This window comes from Streptomyces sp. NPDC031554 (assembly GCF_055580685.1).
The window spans coordinates 79148-102548 of record NZ_JBVIKX010000017.1 but is presented as its reverse complement, the minus strand read 5'-3'; the positions used below and the strand labels follow the sequence as shown (position 1 = coordinate 102548).

Annotated in this window: 17 protein-coding genes and 1 pseudogene; 4 read left to right on the top strand and 14 right to left on the bottom strand. The window is 72.7% G+C overall.

From position 1 onward, the window contains the following. Positions 1-130 precede the first annotated feature (130 nt). The 3 genes from ACZ5FU_RS32060 (at position 131) to ACZ5FU_RS32050 (ending at position 3553) form a co-directional block, all read left to right on the top strand. Positions 131-1072, top strand: coding sequence for a sucrase ferredoxin (locus ACZ5FU_RS32060; RefSeq protein ID WP_451527158.1), 942 nt, complete (start codon positions 131-133; stop codon positions 1070-1072). A 133-nt stretch (positions 1073-1205) separates the two neighbouring features. Continuing rightward, complete coding sequence (locus ACZ5FU_RS32055) at positions 1206-2876, top strand: ATP-binding protein (RefSeq protein ID WP_468644172.1); 1671 nt, start codon at positions 1206-1208, stop codon at positions 2874-2876. Further along, entirely contained in the window at positions 2873-3553 is a 681-nt protein-coding gene (locus ACZ5FU_RS32050; protein ID WP_451527156.1) for a response regulator, read from the top strand. Before ACZ5FU_RS32055 ends, ACZ5FU_RS32050 begins: the two co-directional genes overlap by 4 nt. A 74-nt stretch (positions 3554-3627) precedes the next feature. On the opposite strand, the gene ACZ5FU_RS32045 is transcribed toward ACZ5FU_RS32050, so the two are convergent. From ACZ5FU_RS32045 to ACZ5FU_RS32020, 6 genes are all read right to left on the bottom strand, one after another. Further along, positions 3628-5220, bottom strand: coding sequence for a solute symporter family protein (locus ACZ5FU_RS32045; protein ID WP_451527155.1), 1593 nt, complete (start codon positions 5218-5220; stop codon positions 3628-3630). Continuing rightward, on the bottom strand, positions 5217-5777 hold the full coding sequence (locus tag ACZ5FU_RS32040) for a DUF485 domain-containing protein (RefSeq protein WP_451527154.1): 561 nt from the start codon (positions 5775-5777) through the stop codon (positions 5217-5219). Before ACZ5FU_RS32040 ends, ACZ5FU_RS32045 begins: the two co-directional genes overlap by 4 nt. An 81-nt stretch (positions 5778-5858) precedes the next feature. After that, positions 5859-6542: a response regulator transcription factor gene (locus ACZ5FU_RS32035; RefSeq protein ID WP_469047621.1), complete on the bottom strand. Its 684-nt coding sequence runs from the start codon at positions 6540-6542 to the stop codon at positions 5859-5861. Continuing rightward, positions 6539-7690 (bottom strand): sensor histidine kinase, encoded by a 1152-nt coding sequence (locus ACZ5FU_RS32030; RefSeq protein WP_451527152.1) that lies wholly within the window; start codon positions 7688-7690, stop codon positions 6539-6541. Before ACZ5FU_RS32030 ends, ACZ5FU_RS32035 begins: the two co-directional genes overlap by 4 nt. Further along, entirely contained in the window at positions 7687-7869 is a 183-nt protein-coding gene (locus ACZ5FU_RS32025) for a hypothetical protein (RefSeq protein WP_451527151.1), read from the bottom strand. The genes ACZ5FU_RS32030 and ACZ5FU_RS32025 overlap by 4 nt, the downstream gene beginning before the upstream one ends. Before the next feature lie 258 nt (positions 7870-8127). Continuing rightward, positions 8128-10251, bottom strand: coding sequence for a DNA gyrase/topoisomerase IV subunit B (locus ACZ5FU_RS32020; protein WP_451527150.1), 2124 nt, complete (start codon positions 10249-10251; stop codon positions 8128-8130). Positions 10252-10693: 442 nt separating this feature from the next. Between ACZ5FU_RS32020 and ACZ5FU_RS32015 the strand changes: the two genes are divergently transcribed. Further along, a complete protein-coding gene (locus tag ACZ5FU_RS32015; RefSeq protein ID WP_073492764.1) occupies positions 10694-10918 on the top strand; it encodes a DUF7455 domain-containing protein in 225 nt (74 codons plus the stop codon). A 113-nt stretch (positions 10919-11031) separates the two neighbouring features. On the opposite strand, the gene ACZ5FU_RS32010 is transcribed toward ACZ5FU_RS32015, so the two are convergent. The 8 genes and pseudogenes from ACZ5FU_RS32010 to ACZ5FU_RS31975 all read right to left on the bottom strand — a co-directional run bounded on the left by ACZ5FU_RS32010 (position 11032) and on the right by ACZ5FU_RS31975 (position 23346). Then, positions 11032-11916, bottom strand: a complete 885-nt coding sequence (locus ACZ5FU_RS32010; protein WP_451527149.1) for a S1 family peptidase — start codon at positions 11914-11916, stop codon at positions 11032-11034. Between the two features lie 133 nt (positions 11917-12049). Beyond that, a complete protein-coding gene (locus ACZ5FU_RS32005) occupies positions 12050-13591 on the bottom strand; it encodes an RNA polymerase sigma factor (protein WP_469047619.1) in 1542 nt (513 codons plus the stop codon). A 435-nt stretch (positions 13592-14026) separates the two neighbouring features. Continuing rightward, the gene (locus tag ACZ5FU_RS32000; RefSeq protein WP_451527147.1) at positions 14027-14911 is read right to left on the bottom strand and encodes a FadR/GntR family transcriptional regulator; all 885 of its coding nucleotides are present in this window, start codon (positions 14909-14911) and stop codon (positions 14027-14029) included. 162 nt (positions 14912-15073) lie between these two features. Next, complete coding sequence (locus ACZ5FU_RS31995) at positions 15074-17263, bottom strand: ABC transporter ATP-binding protein (protein WP_469047617.1); 2190 nt, start codon at positions 17261-17263, stop codon at positions 15074-15076. A 274-nt stretch (positions 17264-17537) separates the two neighbouring features. Next, a complete protein-coding gene (locus tag ACZ5FU_RS31990) occupies positions 17538-18296 on the bottom strand; it encodes an NUDIX hydrolase (RefSeq protein WP_451527145.1) in 759 nt (252 codons plus the stop codon). 131 nt (positions 18297-18427) lie between these two features. Beyond that, positions 18428-18949 (bottom strand): annotated as a pseudogene (locus ACZ5FU_RS31985) (glycogen debranching N-terminal domain-containing protein); the annotation flags it as partial. Positions 18950-19165: 216 nt separating this feature from the next. Next, entirely contained in the window at positions 19166-21055 is a 1890-nt protein-coding gene (locus tag ACZ5FU_RS31980; RefSeq protein ID WP_469047615.1) for a DUF4192 domain-containing protein, read from the bottom strand. A 137-nt stretch (positions 21056-21192) separates the two neighbouring features. Further along, positions 21193-23346 carry a RecQ family ATP-dependent DNA helicase gene (locus ACZ5FU_RS31975; protein WP_451527143.1) on the bottom strand — a complete coding sequence of 718 codons (2154 nt, stop codon included), beginning with the start codon at positions 23344-23346 and terminating at the stop codon, positions 21193-21195. Positions 23347-23401: the final 55 nt, after the last annotated feature.

The window sequence follows — 23401 nt, the reverse complement described above, 5'->3', positions numbered from 1 at the left end:
CCGTGCGGCACGCGCGTGTCCGGTGCCGCGGCCCGTGCGCGCGTGCCGCGGCCCGTGCGCGCGTGCCGCGTCACCGGACACGCGCCCCACCGGAGGTCACCGGACACCAAGTCAGGTTAGGCTCACCTCTGTGAGTACGTGCACGACCGTCTCGCGGGACCTCGACGAGCCCATGCCGGGGACCGCGGCCACGGCGACGACCTGGCTGCTGCTGGAACAGCCCGGCCCCTGGGGTGCCGAGGCGCTCACGTCGAGCCACCTGGACCCCGCGCTGGGCCGTGCCCTGGAGGACGCCGCGCAGGGCACCGGCGTACGCGTCGCGCTCATCCGCCGCCCCGGACCCCACGCCGATCTCGGCACTCCTCCCCCGCGCCGGGTGTACGCGGCCCACACCGTGCCCGGCGGGGTGTGGCTGCACGGGGCCACCACCGACGACCCGGGCCGCCTGCTGGACCTCGACCTCGGCGCGCTCGGCCGGGGCGACCACCGGACCTTCGGCACCGCGCTCGGCGGCACCCCGCACACCGGCGCCCCCCTCGCCCTCGTCTGCACCAACGGCAAGCGCGACCGCTGCTGTGCCCTGCTCGGCCGCCCCCTCGCCGCCGAACTCGCCGCGTCGGGCGTGGACGGCGTCTGGGAGGTCACCCATCTGGGCGGTCACCGGTTCTCGCCGACCGTGCTCGTCCTGCCGTACGGCTACGCCTACGGTCGCGCTCGGGCCCACTCCGTCCAAGAGGTGCTGCGGGGCGTCCGGGAGGGCCGCGTCGTCACGGACGGCTGCCGCGGGAGCTCCGCCTGGGAACGGCCCGCCCAGGCGGCGGAGCTGGCCGTGCGGAGGGCGACCGGCGAGGACGCGTCCGAGGCCCTTACCGTCGTGCGCACGCAGGGCGAGGCACCGCGCTGGGAGGTGACCGTCGCCCACGTCGACGGGCGGCGCTGGCGGGTCGTCGTGGCCCAGGGCGCGTCCCTGCCGCCCCGTCCGGAGAGCTGCGGGGCGGCGGTCCTGGGGTCACCCGCGCGGATGGACGTGGTGGCGGTGCGCGAACTGAGGCCCGCGGCGCTGGTCGGCTGAGCGACCCGGTCCGGACCGGGTCGGCCGCTCACCGCGCGAGCCGACCGCCGAACCGTTTCCTCTTGAGTCGATCAAGAGATCCACACCACACACCCCTACGGCTCCGCGGGGCCGCCCGCGTACCGTCGTGGGCATGAGCTCCGCTCCTCCCGTCCGTCGCCTGCGCCTCGGCATGCCCCGGCGCGTCTTCTCGCAGATCCTGCTCATGCAACTGGCGATCGCCGCGGGAGTCGCCGTGCTCGCGACCGGCCTGTTCCTGGCACCGCTCGGCCAGCAGCTGGACGACCAGGCCATGCGCCGCGCGCTCGCCATCGCGCAGACCACCGCGGCCGCGCCCCGGATCGCCGAGGACCTGCGGCGCACACGGCCGTCGGCCGACGGCCCGGTGCAGCGTGAGGCGGAGCGGATCCGCGCGGCGAGCGGAGCCGAGTACGTGGTGGTGATGGACCCGCGGGGCGTCCGCTGGTCCCACCCCGAGCCACGGGAGGTCGGCGGCCACGTCTCGACGGACCCCGGCGAGGCCCTGGCCGGCCGGGAGGTCATGGAGATCGACGACGGCACCCTGGGCCGCTCGGCCCGCGGCAAGGTACCCCTGCGCGACAGCACGGGCCGGATCGTCGGGGCGGTCTCGGTCGGCATCGAGTACGACAGCGTGCGCGCCCGGCTGATCCACGCCATCCCGGGGCTGTTCGCCTACGCGGGAGGCGCGCTCGCCGTGGGGGCGCTGGCCGCCTGGCTGATCTCACGGCGGGTCCAGCGACAGACCCGGGACCTGGCGTTCTCCGACATCTCGGCGCTGCTCGCGGAACGCGAGGCGATGCTGCACGGCATCCGGGAGGGCGTCGTGGCGCTGGACCGGGCCGGCCGCGTCCGCCTGCTGAACGACGAGGCGCAGCGTCTCCTGGGCATCGGGGACGAGGCGGTGGGCCGGTCACCGGACGAAGCGCTGGGCGGGGGCCGTACGTCCGACGTGCTGGCCGGCCGGGTGACCGGCACGGATCTGATCGCCGTCCGCGGGCAGCGCGTGCTGGTCGTCAACCGGATGCCCACCGACGACGGCGGCGCCGTGGCCACCCTGCGCGACCGCACCGAGCTGGAGCAGCTGGGCCGGGAACTCGACTCCACGCACGGGCTGATCGACGCCCTGCGGGCCCAGGACCACGAGCACGCCAATCGCATGCACACGCTCCTGGGACTGCTCGAACTGGAGATGTACGACGACGCCGTGGACTTCGTCGGCGAAGTGGTGGGAGACCACCGGGCGACGGCCGAGCAGGTGACGGAGAGGATCGAGGACCCGCTGCTCGCCGCCCTGCTGGTCGGCAAGGCGGCCGTCGCGGCCGAACGCGGCGTGGCGCTGCGGCTCTCGGACGACACCCGGCTGCCCGACCGGCTGGTCGACCCGCGCGGGCTGGTGACGGTCATGGGCAATCTGGTGGACAACGCCCTGGACGCCGTGGCGGGCGCCCCTCACGCGCGCGTGGAGGTCGAGTTGCGCGCCGAGGGCCGCACCGCCGTTCTGCGCGTACGGGACACGGGACCGGGGGTACCGGCCGAACAACACGAGGTGATCTTCACGGAGGGCTGGTCCACGAAGGAGCCGCCGGCCCACGGCAAGCGCGGCATCGGTCTCCCCCTGGTGCGCAGGCTCGCCGAACGGCAGGGCGGGCGCGCGTCCGTGAGCGACGCGCACGGCGGGGGCGCCGAGTTCACCGTCGTGCTGCCCGAGGCGCTGACCGGGGCCGACCCGGAACCCACCCCGACCGCGTCCGCGCGGAGCACCGCCGAGAAGGAGGCACGATGATCGAGGTCCTGGTCGTGGACGACGACACCGGGGTCGCCCGGGTCAACGCGGCCTACGTCGAGAAGGTGCCGGGCTTCCGCGTCGCCGGCGTGGCGCACAGCGCGGCCGAAGCGCTCCGCCTGGTGGAACGGTTGCCGCGTCTCGACCTGATCCTGCTCGACCACCACCTCCCCGACGGGACGGGTCTGGAGGTCGTCCGGAACATACGCGGGCAGGGCCACCAGACCGACGTGATCATGGTCACGGCCGCTCGGGACGTCACGACGGTGCAGGCGGCGATGCGGCAAGGCGCCCTGCAGTACCTGGTCAAGCCGTTCAACTTCGCGGGTCTGCGCGGCAAGCTGGAGGCGTACGCGGAGCTGCGCCGCACGCTCGACAGCCGTGTCGAGGCCGAACAGGCCGACGTCGACCGCATCTTCGGCGCCCTGTCCGCGCCCTCGGAACCGGGGCTGCCGAAGGGACACTCCCCCACCACGGCGGAACTCGTGCGCCAGTCCCTGATGAACGCCGAGGGCCCCCTGTCCGCCCTGGAGATCGCCGAGCGCACCGGGGTGAGCCGCCAGACCGCCCAGCGTTACCTGAAGCTCCTGGAGCGCACCGGAAGGGCCCGGCTCACCCTGAAATACGGCGACGCGGGCCGTCCGGAACACCGTTACGTGTGGGCGACCCGCGCCTGAGGAAGCGGTCCGCGGAGCACGGACGAGTCCCTGAGGTTCCTCTCCTCCAGGACGGCGGCGGTCGGGACACGACCTCAGACGGCCCCCGCGCCCGTCAGCGACCGGACCTCGGTCTCCGCGTGCTTGGCCTCGTCCGGCGCCTCGGCCGAGGTGGCCGTGCCGAGCCAGCCGGCGAGGAAGCCCAGCGGGATCGAGACCAGCCCGGGGTTCTCCAGCGGGAAGACCTGGAAGTCGACGTCCGGGAAGAGCGCCTGGGGGCTGCCCGAGACCACGGGCGACAGCACGACTAGCACCAGGGACGGAACCAGCCCGCCGTAGACCGCCCAGACGGCACCGCGGGTGGTGAAGCCCCGCCAGAACAGCGAGTACAGCAGGACCGGCAGATTGGCCGACGCCGCGACGGCGAAGGCGAGTCCCACCAGGAACGCGACGTTGAGATCGCGGACCAGCAGACCGAGGCCGATCGCGATCGCACCGATGCCGACGGCGGCGATCCGGGCCACCGTCACCTCGCTGCGCGGTGCGACGTGCCTGCGTCGCAGGGAGGCGTACAGGTCGTGGGCCACCGACGCCGAGGAGGCGAGCGTGATCCCCGCGACCACGGCGAGGATCGTGGCGAAGGCGACGGCCGCCACGATCGCGAACAGCACCGTCCCGCCCGTGGAACCGGCTCCGCCGCCCAGGTCGAGGGCGAGGAGCGGTACCGCGGTGTTGCCGGAGGCGTGGGAGCCGCGTACGGCGTCCGGACCGACGATCGCCGCCGCGCCGAAGCCGAGGACGATCGTCATCAGGTAGAAGCCGCCGATGAGCCCGATCGACCAGACGACGGAACGCCGGGCGGCCCGCGCCGTCGGCACGGTGTAGAAGCGGGACAGGATGTGCGGCAGGCCCGCCGTCCCCAGTACCAGGGCGAGCCCGAGGCTCATGAAGTCGAAGCGTGCGATCCAGTCCCCGCCGTACTTCAGGCCGGGCGCCAGGAACGCGGCCCCGTGCCCGCTGCGCTCGGCCGCCGTGCGCAGCAGCCGGTCGAAATCGCCGTGGAAGCGCACCAGGACGAGCACGGTGAGCACGATCGTGCCGCCGAGCAGCAGGACCGCCTTCACGATCTGGATCCATGTGGTGGCCCGCATCCCTCCCAGCGACACGTAGATCACCATGAGCGCGCCGACCCCGATCACCGCCCACGCCCGGGCGGCCTCGCCCGTGCCGCCGAGCAGGAGCGCCACCAGGCTGCCCGCACCCACCATCTGCGCCACCAGGTAGAGGACCGACACGGTGACCGAGGCCGTCCCCGACGCGATCCGCACCGGGCGTTCGCTCATCCGCGCGGCGATGACGTCGGCGAGCGTGAAGCGCCCGCAGTTGCGCACCAGTTCGGCCACGAGGAACAGCACGACGAGCCAGGCCACGAGGAAGCCCACCGAGTACAGCAGTCCGTCGTAGCCGAAGAGGGAGATGAGCCCCGAGATGCCCAGGAAGGACGCCGCCGACATGTAGTCGCCCGCGATGGCAAAGCCGTTCTCCATGGGCGAGAACAGCCGCCCGCCCGCGTAGAACTCCTCCGCCGAGCCGTGCCGGCTGCGGCTCACCCACGTCGTGATGCCCAGGGTGATCGCGACGAAGACACTGAACAGCAGCAACGCCAGCGTCTGGTGGTCACCGGTCACGCCGCACCACCTCGCGCCTCACGCGTCAGTTGCTGGGTGTCCCAGCGCAGTTCGAGAGCCGCACGGTCCCTGCGCAGCCGCGCGTGCCGGGAGTAGGCCCAGGTGAGCAGGAACGTGCTGAGGAACTGTCCGAGGCCCGCCACCAGTGCCACGTTCACCGCGCCCCACACGGGACGGGCCATGATTTCGGGCACGGTCGTCGCCGCCACGACATAGGCGACGTACCAGAGGAAGAATCCGATGACCGCGGGGACCACGAACCGCCGGTACCGGCTGCGGACCTGCTGGAACGCGTCGCTGCGCTGCACCTCGACGTACACGAGCGCCGCCGCGGCGGCCCCGTCCGTACGCTGTCGACGGGCTGCCGGAATCTCGACCGCGGGCGGGCTCATGGTGCCCGACTCACCCCAGCCGGAGGCCAGCGCGTCGTACCAGGGGTCGCCGTACCGCACGTCCTCGGGTGCCTCGGCGGATGCCAGACCCGCGCCTTGCCATCGGTCGCCCGAACTCTCGGAACCCTGCTCGCCGCCGCGGGCACGGCCATCGCTTGACTGCATGCCCAAGGATGGACAGAACGGGAAGATCCCCGACTCTTCTTCCCTTCCCACTTCACCCCATCAGGTGACGAAAAGCCCCGTTTACCCCGTCGGTGGTCGCACCAGGCCCTTCCTGAACGCGTAACGCACCGCTTGCGCACGGTCCTTGAGCCCGGTCTTGGTGAACATGTTGTTGATGTGGGTCTTCACGGTCGCCGTGGACACGTGCAGCCGGCGGGCGATCTCCTGGTTGCTGAGCCCTTCCGCGATCAGGACGAGCACCTCGGTCTCCCGCGCGGTCAGCCCGTCGGGCGGTCCGACGGACGGCCTCGGTTCCGGCTCGGGTGCCGAGAGATGCTCCAGCAGCCGCAGTTGGACACTCGGCGACAGTCCCGCGTCCCCGGACAGTACGCTCCGCACGGCCCGCAGGATCTCGTCGCCGCCCGCGTCCTTGGTCAGGTAACCCCGTGCGCCCGCTCTGAGTGCGGGGAACAAGGACTCGTCGTCGCCGAAGGTCGTGAGCACCACGACCTGGGTGCCGGGATGCTCGGCACGGATGCGCCGGGTCGCCTCGGCTCCGTCGCAGCGGGGCATCCGCAGGTCCATGAGCACCACGTCCGGGGCGAGTTCGGCGACGAGCCGCACCGCCTCCTCGCCGTCCCGGGCGGCGCCCACGACCTCGATCCCCGGCAGCAGTCCGAGCAGCATCACGATGTCTTCCCGCACGACGGTCTGGTCGTCCGCCACCACGACCCGGGCGGGCTCCGTCCCCGACTCCCCGGTCATACCGGCACCTTCAGCGTCACCACGAACCCCTCCTCACCCGGCCCGGCCTCGAGCGAACCTCCCAACAGCTCGGCGCGCTCCCGCATCCCCGGCAGACCGTACCCGCCTCCCGCTCCGGCGAGTTCGCCCGGCGCGCCCCCCGAGTCCTGGACGTGCAGGGCCACGTGGTCCGGCCCGTAGTCGAGGCGCAGGCGCACTCCGGCCCCGGGCGCGTGCTTGAGCACGTTGGTCAGGGCCTCCTGGGCGACCCTACGCACGGCCTGTGACGCTTCGGCCGGCAGCGGTCTGCGCTCCCCCGCCACGGTGATCTCCGCACCGGCGGTCGCCCGCACCAGCCCGGTCAGGAACTCCTCCAGGGGAGTCAGCTCACCCCGCAAGGCGGAGAGCGCCTGCCGTGTCTCGTCGAGGCCGTCGCGGGCCATCCCGCGCGCCGCGACCACCCGCTCGAGGATCCGGTCGCGGTCCGCGCCGCGCTCGATCAGCAGACGGGCCGCCTCCAGGTGCACGAGTTGCGCCGAGAGGCTGTGCGCCAGGACGTCGTGGATCTCCCGGGCGATGCGGGCCCGTTCGGCCAGCGCGGCCGACTCCGCCTCCGCGGCCCGCGCGGCTCTCTCCTGGGCCAACAGCCGCTGGGCACCGCCCCGGGCCTCCGCGTCCAGGCGGAGGACGTACCCGGCGAGGGCCAGGCCCCCGGTCGTGGCGGCTGCGCTCCGCCATCCGCCGTCGCCGGCCAGGGCGAACGCGGTGAAGCCCGCACCCGCCGCCGGAAGGGCGGCCGCCAGGGGCAGCCGCTCCAGAGCCGCGACGGCGGACCCGCACCACACGACGGCGGCCGGCGTCTCGAAACCCAGGGCATGGGCGCAGGCGGCCAGTCCCAGCAGCAGAAGCAAGAGGCTCACGGACGGCCACAGCCGGTGCTCGACGGTCAGACGGCAGAACGCCCAAGCCAGCACGGCGGCCAGGAGGACCCCGCCGGCCCCGGCCACCACCGTCCAGCCATGGACACGATCATCGTGGAAAGCGCTCCAGAGCAGGACACCCGCCGCCAGAAGTCGTACGGCCCAGGCGAGCAGACGCCTCGGCCTCGGGATCCCCTCATGGCCGAGCGCCTCCCGGGAGGGCCAGCGCAGAAAGGCTTCCCGCATCACACGCGCTCCTTCGACCGGGGCCGGGACGCGATGTCGCCGTACGCCGGGGCCGGGACGGGGACCGGCTCCAGGGGCCGCGCCCACCACATCAGGACGGCTGAGCGAACGGGCGGGGTGGTGGAGCGGCCGGGCCGGGGGGCGGCGAGAGCGATCAGCGAAGCGTTGACGAGCCCGGGCATCTCAGCCTCCGTGAGCGGGAAGGGGCCGCCGACAGCGGATGCCGCCGACGCCTTCGACGCTACGGAAAGGCGCGGGTCCGCAGATCGGACTCCGGGTGGATCACGGGTGGATCTCTGCGAACCGTGCTCTCCACCCACGGGTGGAACCCCTGCCCCCTTGCGGCCGGGGGCGACCGGGGGCGACCGGAACGCCGGGCGGGGTCGGCCCCGCCCGGCGTTCCGCCCCGCCCGGCGTTCCGCCCGGCCCGGCGCCGGCCGCTACGCGTCGATCCGCGAGCGGTCCAGCGTCGCCGCCGAGCTGGAGATGAACTCCTTGCGGGGCGCCACGTCGTTCCCCATGAGCAGGTCGAACACCCGCTCGGCCGCTTCGAGGTCGGAGAGGTTGATCCGCCGCAGGGTGCGGTGACGCGGGTCCATCGTGGTCTCGGCCAGCTGGTCGGCGTCCATCTCGCCGAGGCCCTTGTAGCGCTGGATGGAGTCCTTGTACCGGACCCCCTTGCTCTGGAACTCCATGAGCTTGTCCCGCAGCTCGCGGTCCGAGTACGTGTACACGTACTTGTCCTGCCCCTTCTTGGGCTGGACGAGCTCGATACGGTGCAGCGGCGGCACCGCCGCGAAGACCCGGCCCGCTTCCACCATGGGCCGCATGTACCGCTGGAAGAGCGTCAGCAGCAGGCACCGGATGTGGGAGCCGTCCACATCGGCGTCGGTCATCATGATGATCTTGCCGTAGCGGGCCGCGTCGATGTCGAAGGTCCGCCCGGAGCCCGCTCCTATGACCTGGATGATCGCACCGCACTCGGCGTTCTTGAGCATGTCGGTCACGGACGACTTCTGGACGTTGAGGATCTTGCCCCGGATCGGCAGAAGCGCCTGGAACTCGGAGTTCCGCGCGAGCTTCGCCGTACCGAGCGCCGAGTCGCCCTCGACGATGAACAGCTCGCTGCGGTCGACGTCGTCGCTGCGGCAGTCCGCGAGCTTGGCGGGCAGGGAGGAGGACTCCAGAGCCGTCTTGCGGCGCTGGGCGTCCTTGTGCTGCCGGGCCGCGATGCGCGTGCGCGCGGCGGCGACCGCCTTCTCCATGACGACCCGCGCCTGGGCCGCCGCGTCCCGCTTGGTGGACGTCAGGAACGCCTTCAGTTCCCGGGAGACCACGGTGTTCACGATGCGGCGGGCCGCCGAGGTGCCGAGGACCTCCTTGGTCTGACCCTCGAACTGGGGCTCGGCGAGCCGGACCGTGACCACGGCGGTCAGGCCCTCCAGGGCGTCGTCCTTGACGATGTCGTCCTCGGCGACGCGCAGCAGCTTCTTGGCGCGCAGCACCTCGTTCATCGTCTTGGCGACGGCCTGCTCGAAGCCCGCCACGTGGGTGCCGCCCTTGGGGGTGGCGATGATGTTGACGAAGGACCGGAGGGTGGTGTCGTACCCGGTGCCCCAGCGCAGCGCGACATCGACGCCCAGCTCGCGGGTGACCTCGGTCGGCGTCATCTGACCGTGGTCGTCGAGGACGGGCACCGTCTCCTTGAAGGAGCCCTGCCCGGTGAAGCGCAGGACGTCGCAGACGGGCCGGTCGGCGGCGAGGTACTCGCAGAACTCGCTGATGCCGCCGTCGAAGCGGAAGGACTCCTCGCCCTTGCTGCCGCCGTCCCCCAGGCCGTACTCGTCGCGCACGACGATGGTCAGGCCGGGCACCAGGAAGGCCGTCTGGCGGGCGCGCTGGTGGAGGTGCTCCAGGGAGAGCTTGGCGTCCTTGAGGAAGATCTGCCGGTCGGCCCAGTAGCGCACGCGCGTGCCGCTGCGGGTCTTGGGGATGCGCTTGGTCTTGCGCAGACCGCTGGCGGGCTCGAACTTCGCGTCCGGCCCGGCGCCGGCGAACGCCCCGGGGACGCCGCGGCGGAAGCTGATCGCATGAGTGTGTCCACCGCGGTCGACCTCGACGTCGAGCCGGGCGGACAGGGCGTTCACCACCGAGGCGCCGACGCCGTGCAGACCACCGGAGGCGGCGTACGAGCCACCGCCGAACTTGCCGCCGGCGTGCAGTTTGGTCATGACGACCTCGACGCCGGACAGACCGGTCTTGGGCTCGACGTCGACGGGGATGCCCCGGCCGTTGTCCCGCACCTCGACGGAGCCGTCGTCGTGAAGGATCACCTCGATGTGATCGCCGTAACTGCCGAGGGCTTCGTCGACGGAGTTGTCGATGATCTCCCAGAGGCAGTGCATGAGGCCACGGCTGTCGGTGGACCCGATGTACATACCCGGGCGCTTGCGCACGGCCTCGAGGCCTTCGAGGACGAGCAGGTGCCGCGCGGTGTAGTTGGAACCGTCCCGGTCTGCTCCTGCCAGCAGCGCTGTGGACGGCACGGACGTATCGGCGGTCACGCGGTTCGCTCCTCGCTGAATTTCAGATGGGCCCTCACGGGGTAAGGGCGCGGCTTCGGTCGCCGCAAAGAGGGTACCGAGGCCTGGTAGAGCCGTTGTCACGCCACCCTCCCCCGATCTCACACTAGTCCAGAGTCGCATACGTGTTCGATGACTCGATGGAGTGAAGTACATATCACGTTCCCTTCGAGGCATGAACCATTTAGGCTCCGGGCACGTCCTCATGAACAAACCGGCAATCCAGCCGGGAGGACCGGACCATGACCGACAGCGCGAAACCGTACGACACGACAGACACGTAATACGGCACATTCGCCGCCAAACCGGCAGCAGACGGCCGCCTCGAAAGATTTTTTCGAGGAGAAGCCACGAGCGGGAACGTTTGGGGCTGGTTGGATGTTGACCCTGGTACGACAGCTCGTCGAGCTAGAGAAGAGGCGACGTGACTACTGTTCTGACCCCCGCGAGCCCGATGACGGCCGCTGACCGCTGCGACCGCTGCGGCGCCCAGGCGTACGTGCGCGTCGTCCTGCTCAGCGGCGGAGAACTGCTCTTCTGCGCCCACCACGGTCGCAAGTTCGAGCCGGAACTCAAGAAGATCGCCGCTGAGATACAGGACGAGACGGAGCGACTGACCGCCGTTCCCGCCTCGGAAGAAGAGCGCTGACCGTTCGCGTTCGACGACGAGCCACGACCGGCACAGGCCGGTGGCGGGCGGCCGCCCCTGCGTCCCAGGGGCGGCCGCCCGCACTTGTTCGTGGTTCCCTCCCGGCCTCGCCCCTATCCCGGTCCGGTCGCGTGTGACGTCCGGGCCGCCCCCGGCAGTGCCGCCTCCCAGCGCAGCGTGCTGACGATGTCGGACACGCGCGTGTAGACGCCGGGGCTGCCGGCCCGCCCGCATCCGTCCCCCCAGGAGACGAGGCCGATCAGTCGGCCACGCGCGACCAGCGGCCCTCCGCTGTCGCCCTGACAGGAGTCGCGGCCCCCCCGGGCCTCTCCCGCGCACACCATCGTCCGCGCCCGGTAGGCGCCGTCGGCCGGCCCGGGGTAGGCGTTCGCGCAGACACTGTCTCTCAGTACGTGCACACGGGCGGCCCGCAGACCGCGGGCGTAGGAACCGCTCCCCGTGGTGTCCCCCCAGCCGTAGACCATGGCCTCGGTCCCCGGCTCGTAGGCCGCGTCGCCGACGCCGGTCATCGCGACGACCGAGGTCATCGGCAGCGGATCGGCCAGTCTGAGCACGGCGAAGTCGCCCGAGTTGCTGTAGGCGTCATAGGCCGGGTTCACCCAGATCTCGTTCACGGCGATCTCCCGGCCCGCGTCCGAGTAGAGGTCCGTGCGGTCCGCGACGACCTTGAGGTCGTGCGCCCGGTCCGGGGGAGCCCCCAGGACGTCCTCCCCCATGCAGTGGGCCGCGGTGAGCACCGTGGTCGGGCCGACGGCCACTCCCCCGCAGAACTGCCCGGACCGCATACCTCCGAACCGGTCACGGCTGGACAGGGCGACGGTCCAGGGACTCTCCGACACATCGACCGCGAAGCCGCCCACCACGCCGCCGGCGGGGACCGCGGAGGCGGTGTGGGCGGTGGAGACCAGCGGTATGGCCATGGCCGCGGCCGCCAGGACCAACGGCCGGGTCAGCACCCGGACGAAAGGACGACGCATGTGCGCTCCTCACTCTGGAGTGATCAACGAACACCCAGAGTGATCCAGCTCCCGGTACCGCGCACCCGGGCGGCAGGCCGAAGGCCCGGCTCCCCGTGGGGGACCCGGGCCTTCGGCGTCGTGCGGAGTCGACTCAGTCGAGGTAGTCGCGCAGCACCTGGGAACGCGACGGGTGGCGCAGCTTCGACATCGTCTTGGACTCGATCTGGCGGATGCGCTCGCGCGTCACGCCGTACACCTTGCCGATCTCGTCGAGGGTCTTCGGCTGACCGTCGGTGAGACCGAAGCGCATGGAGACCACGCCGGCCTCGCGCTCGGACAGAGTGTCGAGGACGGAGTGCAGCTGCTCCTGGAGGAGCGTGAAGCTGACCGCATCGGCCGGGACGACGGCCTCGGAGTCCTCGATGAGGTCACCGAACTCGCTGTCGCCGTCCTCGCCCAGCGGGGTGTGCAGCGAGATGGGCTCGCGGCCGTACTTCTGGACCTCGATGACCTTCTCCGGGGTCATGTCGAGTTCCTTGGCCAGCTCCTCCGGAGTGGGCTCGCGGCCCAGGTCCTGGAGCATCTGGCGCTGCACGCGCGCGAGCTTGTTGATGACCTCGACCATGTGCACCGGGATGCGGATGGTGCGGGCCTGGTCGGCCATGGCGCGGGTGATCGCCTGACGGATCCACCAGGTGGCGTACGTGGAGAACTTGTAGCCCTTGGTGTAGTCGAACTTCTCGACCGCGCGGATCAGACCGAGGTTGCCCTCCTGGATGAGGTCCAGGAAGAGCATGCCGCGGCCGGTGTAACGCTTGGCGAGGGAGACCACCAGACGGAGGTTGGCCTCCAGGAGGTGGTTCTTGGCGCGGCGCCCGTCCTCGGCGATGATCTCCAGCTCGCGCTTGAGCTTGGGGGCGAGCTTGTCGGCGTTGGCCAGCTTGTCCTCGGCGAACAGGCCGGCCTCGATGCGCTTGGCGAGCTCGACCTCCTGCTCGGCGTTGAGCAGCGGGACCTTGCCGATCTGCTTGAGGTAGTCCTTGACCGGGTCGGCGGTGGCACCGGCGGCGGCGACCTGCTGGGCCGGCGCGTCGTCCTCGTCCTCGTCGGAGAGGACGAACCCGGCGCTCTCGGTGCCCTCGGGCTCGTCGCCCGTCTTGGGGGTCTCCTCGAGCGCCTCGTCCTCGACCAGCTCGGCGTCGTCCTTCTTGCCCGCGGTCTTCTTCGCCGCCGTCTTCTTGGCGGGGGCGGCCTTCTTCGCGGTTGCCTTCTTGGCGGCGGTCTTCTTGGCGGCCGCCTTCTTCTCGGTGGTGGCTTCGCCCGTGGGGTCGTCCACCGTGGGGGTGGCCGGAGCGGCGGGGGAAGTGGCGGTGGCCTTCCTGGTGGTCACCGTCTTCGCCGCGACCGTCTTGGTGGCGGTGCGCTTGGCCGGGCTCTTCGCTGCGACGCTCTTTCGGGTGCGCTTGGGTTCCGCGGCACTGACCATCAGCGTCACACCCTCTTCCTCGAGGATCTGGTTGAGGCTGCGCAGTACGTTCTTCCACTGAGTGGCCGGAATCTGGTCAGCTTCGAAGGCCCGACGCACATCGTCGCCGGCGATCTGCCCCTCAGCCTTTCCCCGCTCAATGAGCGCCATGACAGAGACGGACTCGGCGATCTCCGGCGGGAGCGTACGGGATGTGCTGGCCGACACGAACAACCTCTCGGAACGTTGGAAAACGGCTTCCGGCCCCGTCCACGACGGACAGGAGCCGACCACCGGCCTTGGGGGTGGGCCGACGGTGCGGGCGGGGGCCGGGAAGTTGCACAGCGCCTTCTGTGGCGTCCGTATTCCCTCCGCGGCTGTCACCTCTTAGGTCATCGCGTTGCTTCCATGAGCGTTACGCCCAATCTTCGTGGCCCGAGTCACACCCCGTAAGTGCTCAAAGGCGGTCAGACGCGGGCAGATGAGGTCACTCGCAGTGTCTACCCACACCATTGCGAGCCAATCGACCTCGACGCGCGGCAGGACCCCGCAGACCCGGGGCGGGGTCCTGCGGGGTCCGGCGGGAGATCGGGGAGGCGGGGCGTGACGCGGGAGCGGGAAGAGGCGGTGGGCGCCCCCGGCCACACCGACCGGGACTGCCGGTCAGTGCTCGCGGGGCGCCGGGACGACCCGCTCCACCTCGGGGTGGACGGCGAGCAGCTGACGCATGGCCGCTTCGGCGCCGGCGCCGTCACCGGCGGCGAGGGCGTCGGCGATCCTGTTGTGGTGGCCCAGGGAGGTCTCGGTCGGCCGGTCACAGCCGGTGACCGGACCGCCGGAGACCTGGAGCGCGGAGGACACGATGCCGGAGAGGTGCTCCAGCATGCGGTTGCCCGCGACCTGGATGAGCAGCGAGTGGAACTCGGCGTCGGCCCGGGAGTAGGTGAGCGCGTCACCCTGCCCCATGGCGTGCCCCATGATCTCGACCATGTCCGACAGGCGCTGCTGGACGTCCTCGCGCCCGTGCCCGGCCGCGAGGCGGGCGGCGAGCGGCTCGATCGTCCAGCGCAGCTCGCTCAGCTCGCGTCGCTGGTTGTCGCGCTGCGGACCGAAGGCCCGCCACTCGATGATGTCCGGATCGAGGAGATTCCAGTCGCTCACGGGACGCACGCGCGTACCGACGTTCGGACGGGCGCTGACGAGTCCCTTGGCCTCCAGGACCCGGAGCGACTCACGGACGACGGTGCGGGAGACCTCGAAGCGCTGACCGATCTCCTCCGGCACGAGCGGACGATCCGCACCCAGGTCACCGGAAACGATCATCTGGCCGAGCTGCTGGACGAGTTGGCCGTGCAGGCCGCGCCCGCGGCTGCCCGCGCCACGTCGGCCCACACGGCCCAGATCGGGATCCGCGCCCTCCCAGGCAGGGGTGCCGACGCGGTCGGTGGCGGGGCCCTCCCCGAAGGGGTAGCGGTCGAGTTCTCCCGGACCGGGCAGACCGGAGTCGGCGGAGCGGGCGGTCATCATGGCGTGCGCAAGGGTAGTCACGGATGTTTTGTCGGCGCCGTCTCCAACTGCCTTGAGGGCTTTGGTGAAAAGCACACGAAAGGGTGATCGCTCACCCCGTCGCAATTGACGCCTTATCGGAAAGAAATGGGCGTCCTGCGGGAAGTTGCGCACAATTCGCATCCATACGAGCACAGACGGCCATCATCGCGTGCGGCTGCGCATGGTGGTGAGCAGATACGCGCAGAGCAGGCCGCTCAGCGACAACGTCAGCGCGCCGCCGACGGGTTGTGCGATCACACGCAGTGCGGCCGCCACATAGCGGTCTCCGCCGAAGGGCCACTGCGAGAGCAGCACTTCGCGCAGGCGCACCGAGAATCCCGCGGCGGTCCGCACGGATGCGCTCTCCACGGCCCTCTGTACGAGTGGTACGACGGCCACCGGTACGGCGACCACCGCCGCGAGTCCGGCCGTGGTGGACCGGAAGACACCCGCGGCCAGGACCCCGGCCCAGGCGCAGCCGACCGTGAGCGCGAGCCAACTCGCGCCCAGTTGCAACCAGTCCGCGGGAACCTGTGTGAACTCCCGTCCGTAGAGCAGGTAGAGCGCTTCGGCGTCGCAGCCCGCGGTGAGGAAGGCGAGCGCCACCGCGGTGAGGGCGGAGACGAGGAGCTTGGCGACGAGCAGCCCCAGTCGGCGCGGCACGCTCCCGCGATCCGCCGCCAGGGCGGGGTGGCGGAACTCGTCTCCGAAGGCGAGCGCGCCGAGCAGCCCCGCGCCGAGTGCCGCCGGGGGCAGCGGCATCTGCACGGGCCAGGCGGCCAGCAGCCGCGCCTGCGAGGTGTGTCCGACACCGGCCAGGACGAGCGAGGTGAGGGCGGAGACGAGCAGGACGACGGCACCGGTGAGGAAGCCGGTGCCGATACCGGCGGCGCGGCGCAGTTCGTAGCGGAGAGGGCGCAGCGGGCTGGGGGCGGAGCGGACGGCGATGGGGGGCGGCAGAGCGGGCAGGGCACCCTCGGGAGTGCGAGAAGGGCCCGGGAGGTCCCCGGCCGGGACACGGGTGGGTCGGACGGCGGCCATGGGGTCGGGGACGGCCGCAAGGTCGTCGGGGACGGCTTCCGGCGGGGCCGGCTCGGCGGGGGGCACCGTCGCGGCCGGTCCCGATCCCACGGATCCCGGCGCGTCCGGCCCCTCGACCGGAGCCGCCGTCGCGGCTGCCGCGGCCGGTCCCGGTGCGGCGGGGGTCGGCCGGGGTCCGGCTCCGGTGGAGGCCGACGCGGAGGGGGCGGGCGGGTCCGGGGGCGAGTGTTCTGGTTCCGGGGAGGTGGCGAACGGGTCGGGGGGCGAGCCGTCCGGTTCCGGGAAGGGGGCGTCGACGGCCGTGGGGGGCCGTTCCTCTAGGGGCGCGTCGCCCAAGGGTCGGTCGTCGCGGGTATCGGCCGGGCCGGATGCGCCGCCCCGGTCGCCGGTCTCCCGCCCGGCGTGCGTCGGGTCCGTGGTGCCGTCGTCGGCTCCGGGCCCCATGTCGCCCACCTCGTCGGCGAGTTGGTGGACGAGGATGCGGTGCCGGAACGCGGCCTCCCCGATGACGGCACAGGTACTGCCGTACACGGAGAGCCGGTTGCCGTCCTCCTGCACGACCTCGACGGAGCGGCGAGCGGCGCGGGCCTCCTGGGCGAGCACAGCCGCCAGGCGCGCGGCGTGCGGGCTGCGGACGGCGACACGGGGCCGCAGCCGGGTGCGGGCGAAGTGCGCGGCCTCCTGGTCGGCGACGAGTCTGCCCCGGTCCAGGGTGGCGACCCGGTCGGCCGTGCGGGCGGCCTCCTTGGGATCCGCGGTGGTGCAGAGCACGGTGCCGCCCTGGGCCGCGTGAGCGCGCAGCAGACCGTGCAGCCAACGGCCTTCACGCTCGGAGAGCCCGTCGGCAGGCTGGTCGAGCACGAGGGTGTGCGGATCGGCGAGGAGGGCGCAGGCGAGGCCGAGTCGGCGGTCCATGCCGCGCGAGAGGGTGCCCAGGCGCTCGTCGCGCAGACCGACCAGGCCGACCGCTTCGAGGACTTCGTCGGCCCGTCGGCCCGGGACACCGGCGGCCGCGCACAACATGCGCAGATGGCCGCGGACGGTGCGGGCGGGATGCCCCGGCACGTCCCCCAGGAGGACACCGACCTCGCGGGACGGGTGGGCGATGCGGTGCAGGGGACGGCCTCTGAAGTGGGTCAGGCCACGGCCCTGCTGGAGTTCGAGCATGAGTCTCAGCGCCGTGGTCTTACCCGCGCCCGGCGCTCCGAGCAGCACGGTCACGTGTCCCGCGCGCGCCTCGAAGGAAACGTCGTCGAGCGCGAGCGGGAGGCCCTTGCGGGGATTGCTGGTCAGTCCGAAGGCCTGGATCATCCGCAGCAAGATAGCGCGCTATGTCCCGTTTTGTGGGGTAGCGCGGCTGGCAGCGGGATCTTGATCGTCGCAGGGCGCCAACCCTCCCGTCCGGAGCGGCAGTCGGTACGGACGCCCGATCCGCGGCGGGCGGGAGACCGACGTCGAGCGGACGGCCGGTGGCCCGGGACGGCCACGACGGCCCGGCCGGTCGCGCCCCGGGGGGCCTGTTTCGTCGCGCACCTCCCCTGCCGGTCGAGGCCCCCTCACACCCGTTCCGCTACGTGTGCCGGGGTCACACCTCGGGACGCAGCATCGGCGGGTTGAGCAGGGTCGCGCCACCGGCGCGGAAGAGTTGCGCGGGACGGCCGCCCTGGCGGGTGGTGGTGCCGCCCGTGGGGACCAGGAAGCCCGGTGTGCCCGTCACCTTGCGGTGGAAGTTCCGCGGGTCCAGCGTCACCCCCCACACCGCCTCGTACACACGGCGCAGCTCGCCGACGGTGAACTCGGTGGGGCAGAAAGCGGTCGCCAGCGACGAGTACTCGATCTTGGAGCGGGCCCGCTCGACCCCGTCGGCGAGGATCTGCGCGTGATCGAAGGCGAGGGGCGCCACCGGTTCACCGTCGCGGCCGTAACCGCCCTGCTGCAGCAGTTCCTCGACCGGGGCCCAGCGCGCGTTGCTCGCGTCGCCGCCGGCGCGCGGTGCCGGCAGATCGGGGGCGAGGGCGAGATGGGCGACGCTGACCACACGCATCCGGGGGTCGCGCTCGGGATCGCCGTAGGTGGCGAGCTGTTCCAGGTGGGCGCCGTTGTCCTGGTCGGGGGCGGCGGGACCGTGGGCGCGCAGCCCGGTCTCCTCGGCCAGTTCGCGTGCCGCGGCCTGGGAAAGGTCCTCGTCGTCCCGCACGAAGCCGCCCGGAAGAGCCCACCACCCCTGGAACGGCGGCTCCCCCCGGCGCACCGCCAGCGCGCACAGGGCGTGGCGGCGCACGGTCAGCACGACCAGGTCCACAGTGACGGCGAAGGGCGGGAATGCTGACGGGTCGTAGGGCATGCGGCGATCATAGTCGTCTTCCTGACGATAAAAACGTCCTTCCCCCGCCGCATCGGCGGCCGGCCCGCCACTGTCCGGAGCGGCCGTCCCCGGACGCCCCGGGCTGTCGGCCCCTCCCGTCTCCCCCCAGGTCACATGCCCCGTCGCAGCCCGTCGGCCGCCTCCTCGACCAGGGCCGGCGCGAGTCGGCTGACTCGTACGGAGAAGGCGGCACCGCAGAGCCGCAGACCTGCCGGACCGACCTCGCCCAGGGGTGCGCCGCACAGCGGACGCAGGGTCACCGCCCTGGCCGGGGCGTCGGGGCGGATGCCCGCCATCGTGGCCAGGAAGAGGACCCCGGCGGCCGCGGTGGCGGCGGGGCGGCAGACCGCCGGGTGGGGCGGCGGAGCGCTTCCCCCGGTTCGCTGTTCCCCGCCGTACATCTCGGGGGCCCGGTGGCCGAAGGCCTCGGCAGCCACCGGCACACTCCGCAGCGGCGACCCCGCCTCCTTCTCGTGTCCAGCCGCCGCCGGCCTTGAGAATCCGATCGCCGTCTCGTGGACCCGCACGACACCACCGCGACGGCCGAAGGGGATGTGATGCCCCGCATCCCTCACTCCGAGTCCGCGCAGCCCCCAGCCGGAATCCGTGCCCGGGCCGCCGAGAAGCCGGGCTCCGCCAGGTCACGCCCGCGCGGGCGGCGGCCCGCCGAACGGCGCTGGTGCGGCGGGCGGCCGGCGGCCGGCGGCTCCCACGGCTGCCCCACCGGCGGTCAGGCGGTCAGGCGGTCAGCGGTCAGGCGGCGAACGGTCTTCCGGCCGGGTCTTCCGGCCGGTCCGGCGGCGAACGGCCGGGCACCTCCCGTCTTCCTGTTCCGAGTGGACACCGGCTTACCCCCGCCCGTTGCTCTCGTCACCGTCGACGGGGCCGCTCCGCCGCAGCGCGGCGGCCCCGTCGGAGGCACGGGGGCGCGAACGCGTCCCGGCGCGGCCGGGAGCGGTGGGGCGCGTGGAGCCGACCGCACGGGCATCGCGGGCCTTCGCCCCCCGTTCCCGCGCCACCCCCGCTGCCGTCCGCGCCGGGGAGCCGACGGCACCGACGGAACGCGGACGGAGTCGGCGACGACCGACGGTCGGTGAGGGGGACCGCTCCGGAGCGGAGGCGGAGCCGGTCGCACCGCCGGCGTCCGATACCGCACCGGGCCGGGCATCACCCCGGCCGTCGGCCCGGCCGGCGCCGCTCTCGTGGCCCTCGGCACCGACTCGGGCGGCCCGTGTGTCCGCTCGGGCCCGATTCCTCCCTCGGAGCTGAGCGGTGGCCCGGCCCTGCCCACCGGTCCCGGACACGGCCCCGGTGCGGGCCTCGGTCCCGGCTCCGACTCCGGTCTCTCCCCGACGGTCGCCCTCTCCTCCAACCCGCGCCTCACGCGCCTCACGCGCCTCACGCTCGGAGCGCAGGCAGCGTCGGACCGATTCGGGGTCCAGACCTTCGTTGCAGGCGTGGTGCAGGAGGCGGGCGAAGAGGTAGCCCGGGTCGGCGCCCAGGGCCATGGCGAGGGCTTCCCGGGCCTCGAGTCCGTCACCGCTGGACCAGGCGACCCAGCCGGCGAGGGTGAGCGGGGCCGCCGCGTGCTCGCCGTAGGAGCCGACGCAGCGGCGGGCCAACGCCCGCCAGAGCCGCAGGGCGGGGGCTGCTTCGTCGCCCTCCATCCACTCGGCGGCACGGTCGCGGGTCGCCCGGTCCTGAAGGCCCAGAATGAGGGCGGCGGCTTCGCCGGAGGTCACGAGCTCGTCGTCACGACGGTCCGCGGGAAGGGCGCCGGCCCCCGTGGGCGCCTCGGAGAGCCTGCGCATCACGCGTGCGGCCAGTGCCACGGTCTCCTCCGCGACGGCCGCACGGCCCATGTCGTGGATCATCCGGGGAAGCAGCTCCGTGCTCGCCGTGTCGAGGGCCGACTCCTGCTCCACGGCGACGCCCGTTTCCAGCGGAAGCAGCCGGGCCCTCAACTCCCTCAGCGTGCCGCGGACCTGGATGCCGGCGTAGGTGGCCGCCGCGGCCAGCACGGACGTGCCCGGCAGACCCATCGGCACCCCCTCGACCGGGCAGCAGTCCTCACCGGAGCAGCAGTACGACCAGAAGCGGCCGTCCGAGATGCACAGCGCCTCGATCACCGGGATGTCGAGCCGACCGCATTCGACACGGAGCGCGTGCGCGAGCGGCTGGAGGCGTTCCCTGACCCGGCCGCCCGTCTCGTCCTCGGCCGGTTCCTGGCAGAGGTAGGCGACGATCTGTGCGGGGCGGACCCCCCTGCGTTCGCCGCCGGTGACGAGCCCCTGCGCCAGTTGCCGGGCCACCGCGGGCCAGTCCTCCGGGTTGGCCGGGATGCCGAGGCGGGCCCGGCCGCCGAACCTGCCCCGGCCGCCCCGGTCGTGGAGGGCGACGAGGACGATGCTGTCCTCGGGCCGGTACCCGAGCAGGTAGGGCAGGGCGTCGGCCAGCTCGGCCGGGGTGCGCAGGGTGACCTGGTGAGCGGCGGGACCTCCGTCGTGGGCCGGGCGCCCGTCGTGCGGGACGTGATCCTCGTAGGCGGCCCCACGGTCGTGGGCGGCCTCGGTTCCGTGGTCGTACACGGCCTCACGGCCGCAGGCGGTCTCGTGGTCGTATCCGGCATGGTGGTCGTACCCGGTCCGGCCCTCGCGCGCTCCGGGGCCGGTACGTCCCTCACGTCCGGTGATGTCGCCGTTTCCGGACGATCCGGTCGTTTCGCTGTGATTCGTCATGTGTCGACGATCTCGCGGACCGCGGGCTTCCGGTTGAGCCTGTGGATAAGTCCGGTCAGGGACACCTCATCACTGCGAGGCCCGGCCGTCCGTCGTCCTCCTCCTGCGTGCGGGCCGGAGCCGTTCGCGGGGGACGCTCAGCCCGCCGCAGCGAGGACCAGCGGAAGGACCGCCTCGCCGCCCGCCCGGCGAAGGAGGCGGGCGGCGACCGCGAGGGTCCAGCCGGAGTCGGTGTAGTCGTCCACGAGCAACACGGGCCCCGGAGAGGCCGCGAGGGCGGCGGCCAGCTCGCCGGAGACCGTGAAGGCCTCGGAGAGCGCCCGAAGACGCTGGGCGGAGTTGCTGCGCCGGACCGCGTGGGCACCGCCCTGGCCGGTGTACGTCAGGGCCCCCAGGTAGGGGAGGCGACCGACGGCCGCGATGCCCTGGGCGAGGGAGCCGACCAGCTGCGGGCGGGCCAGGGACGGGACCGCGACGACGCCCACGGGCCGGGCCGAGGCGTCGGGGACGCCGGCCGCCCAGCCGCCCGGGGAGCGCGCCCAGTCGGCGAGGACGGCCACCGCGGCTTTCAGCACCTCGTCGGGGACGGGTCCGTCGGGGGCGTTCTCGGCCAGCAGGGGACGCAACCGGTTGCCCCAGCCGATGTCCGAGAGACGGCCCAGGGCACGCCCGGTGGAGCACTGCTCGCCGGCGGGGATGCGCCCCTTGAGGTCGATCCCGAGGGCGGCCATGCCCGTGGGCCACATGCGGCGCGGCTCGACCTCCACCCCCGGGCGATCCAGCTCCTTCGCCGCCCCGGTGAGGGTCTCGGCCGAGACCGAGGAAGCGATCCAGGCACCGGCGCAGTTGTCGCAACGGCCGCACGGGACCGCGCCCTCGTCGTCCAGCTGCCGGCGCAGGAACTCCATCCGGCACGCGGTCGTGCTCACGTAGTCACGCATGGCCTGCTGCTCGGCGGCCCGCTGCCGGGCCACCCAGGAGTACCGCTCGGTGTCGTACGACCAGGGGCGTCCCGTGCTCTCCCAGCCGCCCTTGACCCGCTTGACGGCCCCGTCCACGTCGAGGACCTTCAGCATCGTCTCCAGCCGGGTGCGCCGCAGGTCCACCACCGCCTCCAGGGCGGGCACGGACAGCGGCCGTCCCGCGTCGGCGAGGGCCGAGAGGGTCTGGCGCACCTGCGTCTCGGGCGGGAAGGCGGTGTCGGCGAAGTAGCGCCAGATGGCTTCGTCCTCCTTGCCGGGCAGCAACAGCACCTCGGCGTGCTCCACGCCCCGGCCCGCGCGGCCGACCTGCTGGTAGTAGGCGATCGGCGAGGAGGGCGAGCCGAGGTGGACGACGAACCCCAGGTCCGGCTTGTCGAACCCCATGCCCAGTGCGGAGGTGGCCACGAGGGCCTTGACCCTGTTCTCCTGGAGGTCGGTCTCGGCCTGGAGCCGGTCGGCGTTCTCCGTGCGGCCCGTGTACGAGTCCACCGTGTAGCCGCGCTGCCGCAGGAAGGCGGTGGCCTCCTCGGCCGCGGCGACCGTCAGCGCGTAGATGATCCCGGAACCCGGCAGTTCGTCCAGGTGCTCGGCGAGCCAGGCCAGGCGGTGCGCGGCGTCCGGCAGCCGGACGACTCCGAGCCGGAGGCTCTCCCTCTCCAGTGAGCCGCGCAGCACCAGTGCCTCGCCCGCGCCGGTACCGAGCTGTTCGGCCACGTCGGCCGTGACGCGCGCGTTGGCGGTCGCGGTGGTGGCGAGGACCGGCACGCCGGGGGCGAGGTCTCCGAGCATGGCCCGCAGCCGGCGGTAGTCGGGGCGGAAGTCGTGGCCCCAGTCGGAGATGCAGTGCGCCTCGTCGACCACCAGGAGACCGGTCGTGGCCGCCAGCTTGGGAAGCACCTGGTCCCGGAAGTCGACGGAGTTGAGGCGTTCCGGACTGACGAGGAGGACGTCGGTCTCGCCGCGCTCGACCTCCTGGTAGATCGCGGCCCACTCCTCCGGGTTGGCCGAGTTGATGGTGCGCGCCTGGATGCCGGCCCGCTCCGCGGCCTCGACCTGGTTGCGCATCAGCGCCAGCAGCGGCGAGACGATCACCGTCGGCCCGGAACCGCGCCGGCGCAGCAGCGCGGTGGCGACGAAGTACACCGCCGACTTGCCCCAGCCGGTGCGCTGCACCACCAGGGCCCGCCGGCGCTCCTCGACCAGGGCGGCCACCGCCTGCCACTGGTCCTCCCGCAGCCGCGCCCCCGGCACACCCACGAGCTCGGCGAGGATGGCGTCTGCTTCGGTGCGGAGCTCCAGGTTGTCCATGCCCCCATGCAACCCGATGGCACTGACAATCGGCCACCTCACCCTGTGTGAGCGG

Excerpts from the sequence above, each read along its gene's own strand:
- ACZ5FU_RS31995 (WP_469047617.1), bottom strand. The coding sequence starts at position 17,263 with ATGATCCAGGCCTTCGGACTGACCAGCAATCCCCGCAAGGGCCTCCCG.
- ACZ5FU_RS32050 (WP_451527156.1), top strand. The coding sequence starts at position 2,873 with ATGATCGAGGTCCTGGTCGTGGACGACGACACCGGGGTCGCCCGGGTC.
- ACZ5FU_RS31980 (WP_469047615.1), bottom strand. The coding sequence starts at position 21,055 with ATGACGAATCACAGCGAAACGACCGGATCGTCCGGAAACGGCGACATC.
- ACZ5FU_RS31975 (WP_451527143.1), bottom strand. The coding sequence starts at position 23,346 with ATGGACAACCTGGAGCTCCGCACCGAAGCAGACGCCATCCTCGCCGAG.
- ACZ5FU_RS32040 (WP_451527154.1), bottom strand. The coding sequence starts at position 5,777 with ATGCAGTCAAGCGATGGCCGTGCCCGCGGCGGCGAGCAGGGTTCCGAG.
- ACZ5FU_RS31990 (WP_451527145.1), bottom strand. The coding sequence starts at position 18,296 with ATGCCCTACGACCCGTCAGCATTCCCGCCCTTCGCCGTCACTGTGGAC.
- ACZ5FU_RS32025 (WP_451527151.1), bottom strand. The coding sequence starts at position 7,869 with ATGCCCGGGCTCGTCAACGCTTCGCTGATCGCTCTCGCCGCCCCCCGG.
- ACZ5FU_RS32055 (WP_468644172.1), top strand. The coding sequence starts at position 1,206 with ATGAGCTCCGCTCCTCCCGTCCGTCGCCTGCGCCTCGGCATGCCCCGG.
- ACZ5FU_RS32010 (WP_451527149.1), bottom strand. The coding sequence starts at position 11,916 with ATGCGTCGTCCTTTCGTCCGGGTGCTGACCCGGCCGTTGGTCCTGGCG.
- ACZ5FU_RS32035 (WP_469047621.1), bottom strand. The coding sequence starts at position 6,542 with ATGACCGGGGAGTCGGGGACGGAGCCCGCCCGGGTCGTGGTGGCGGAC.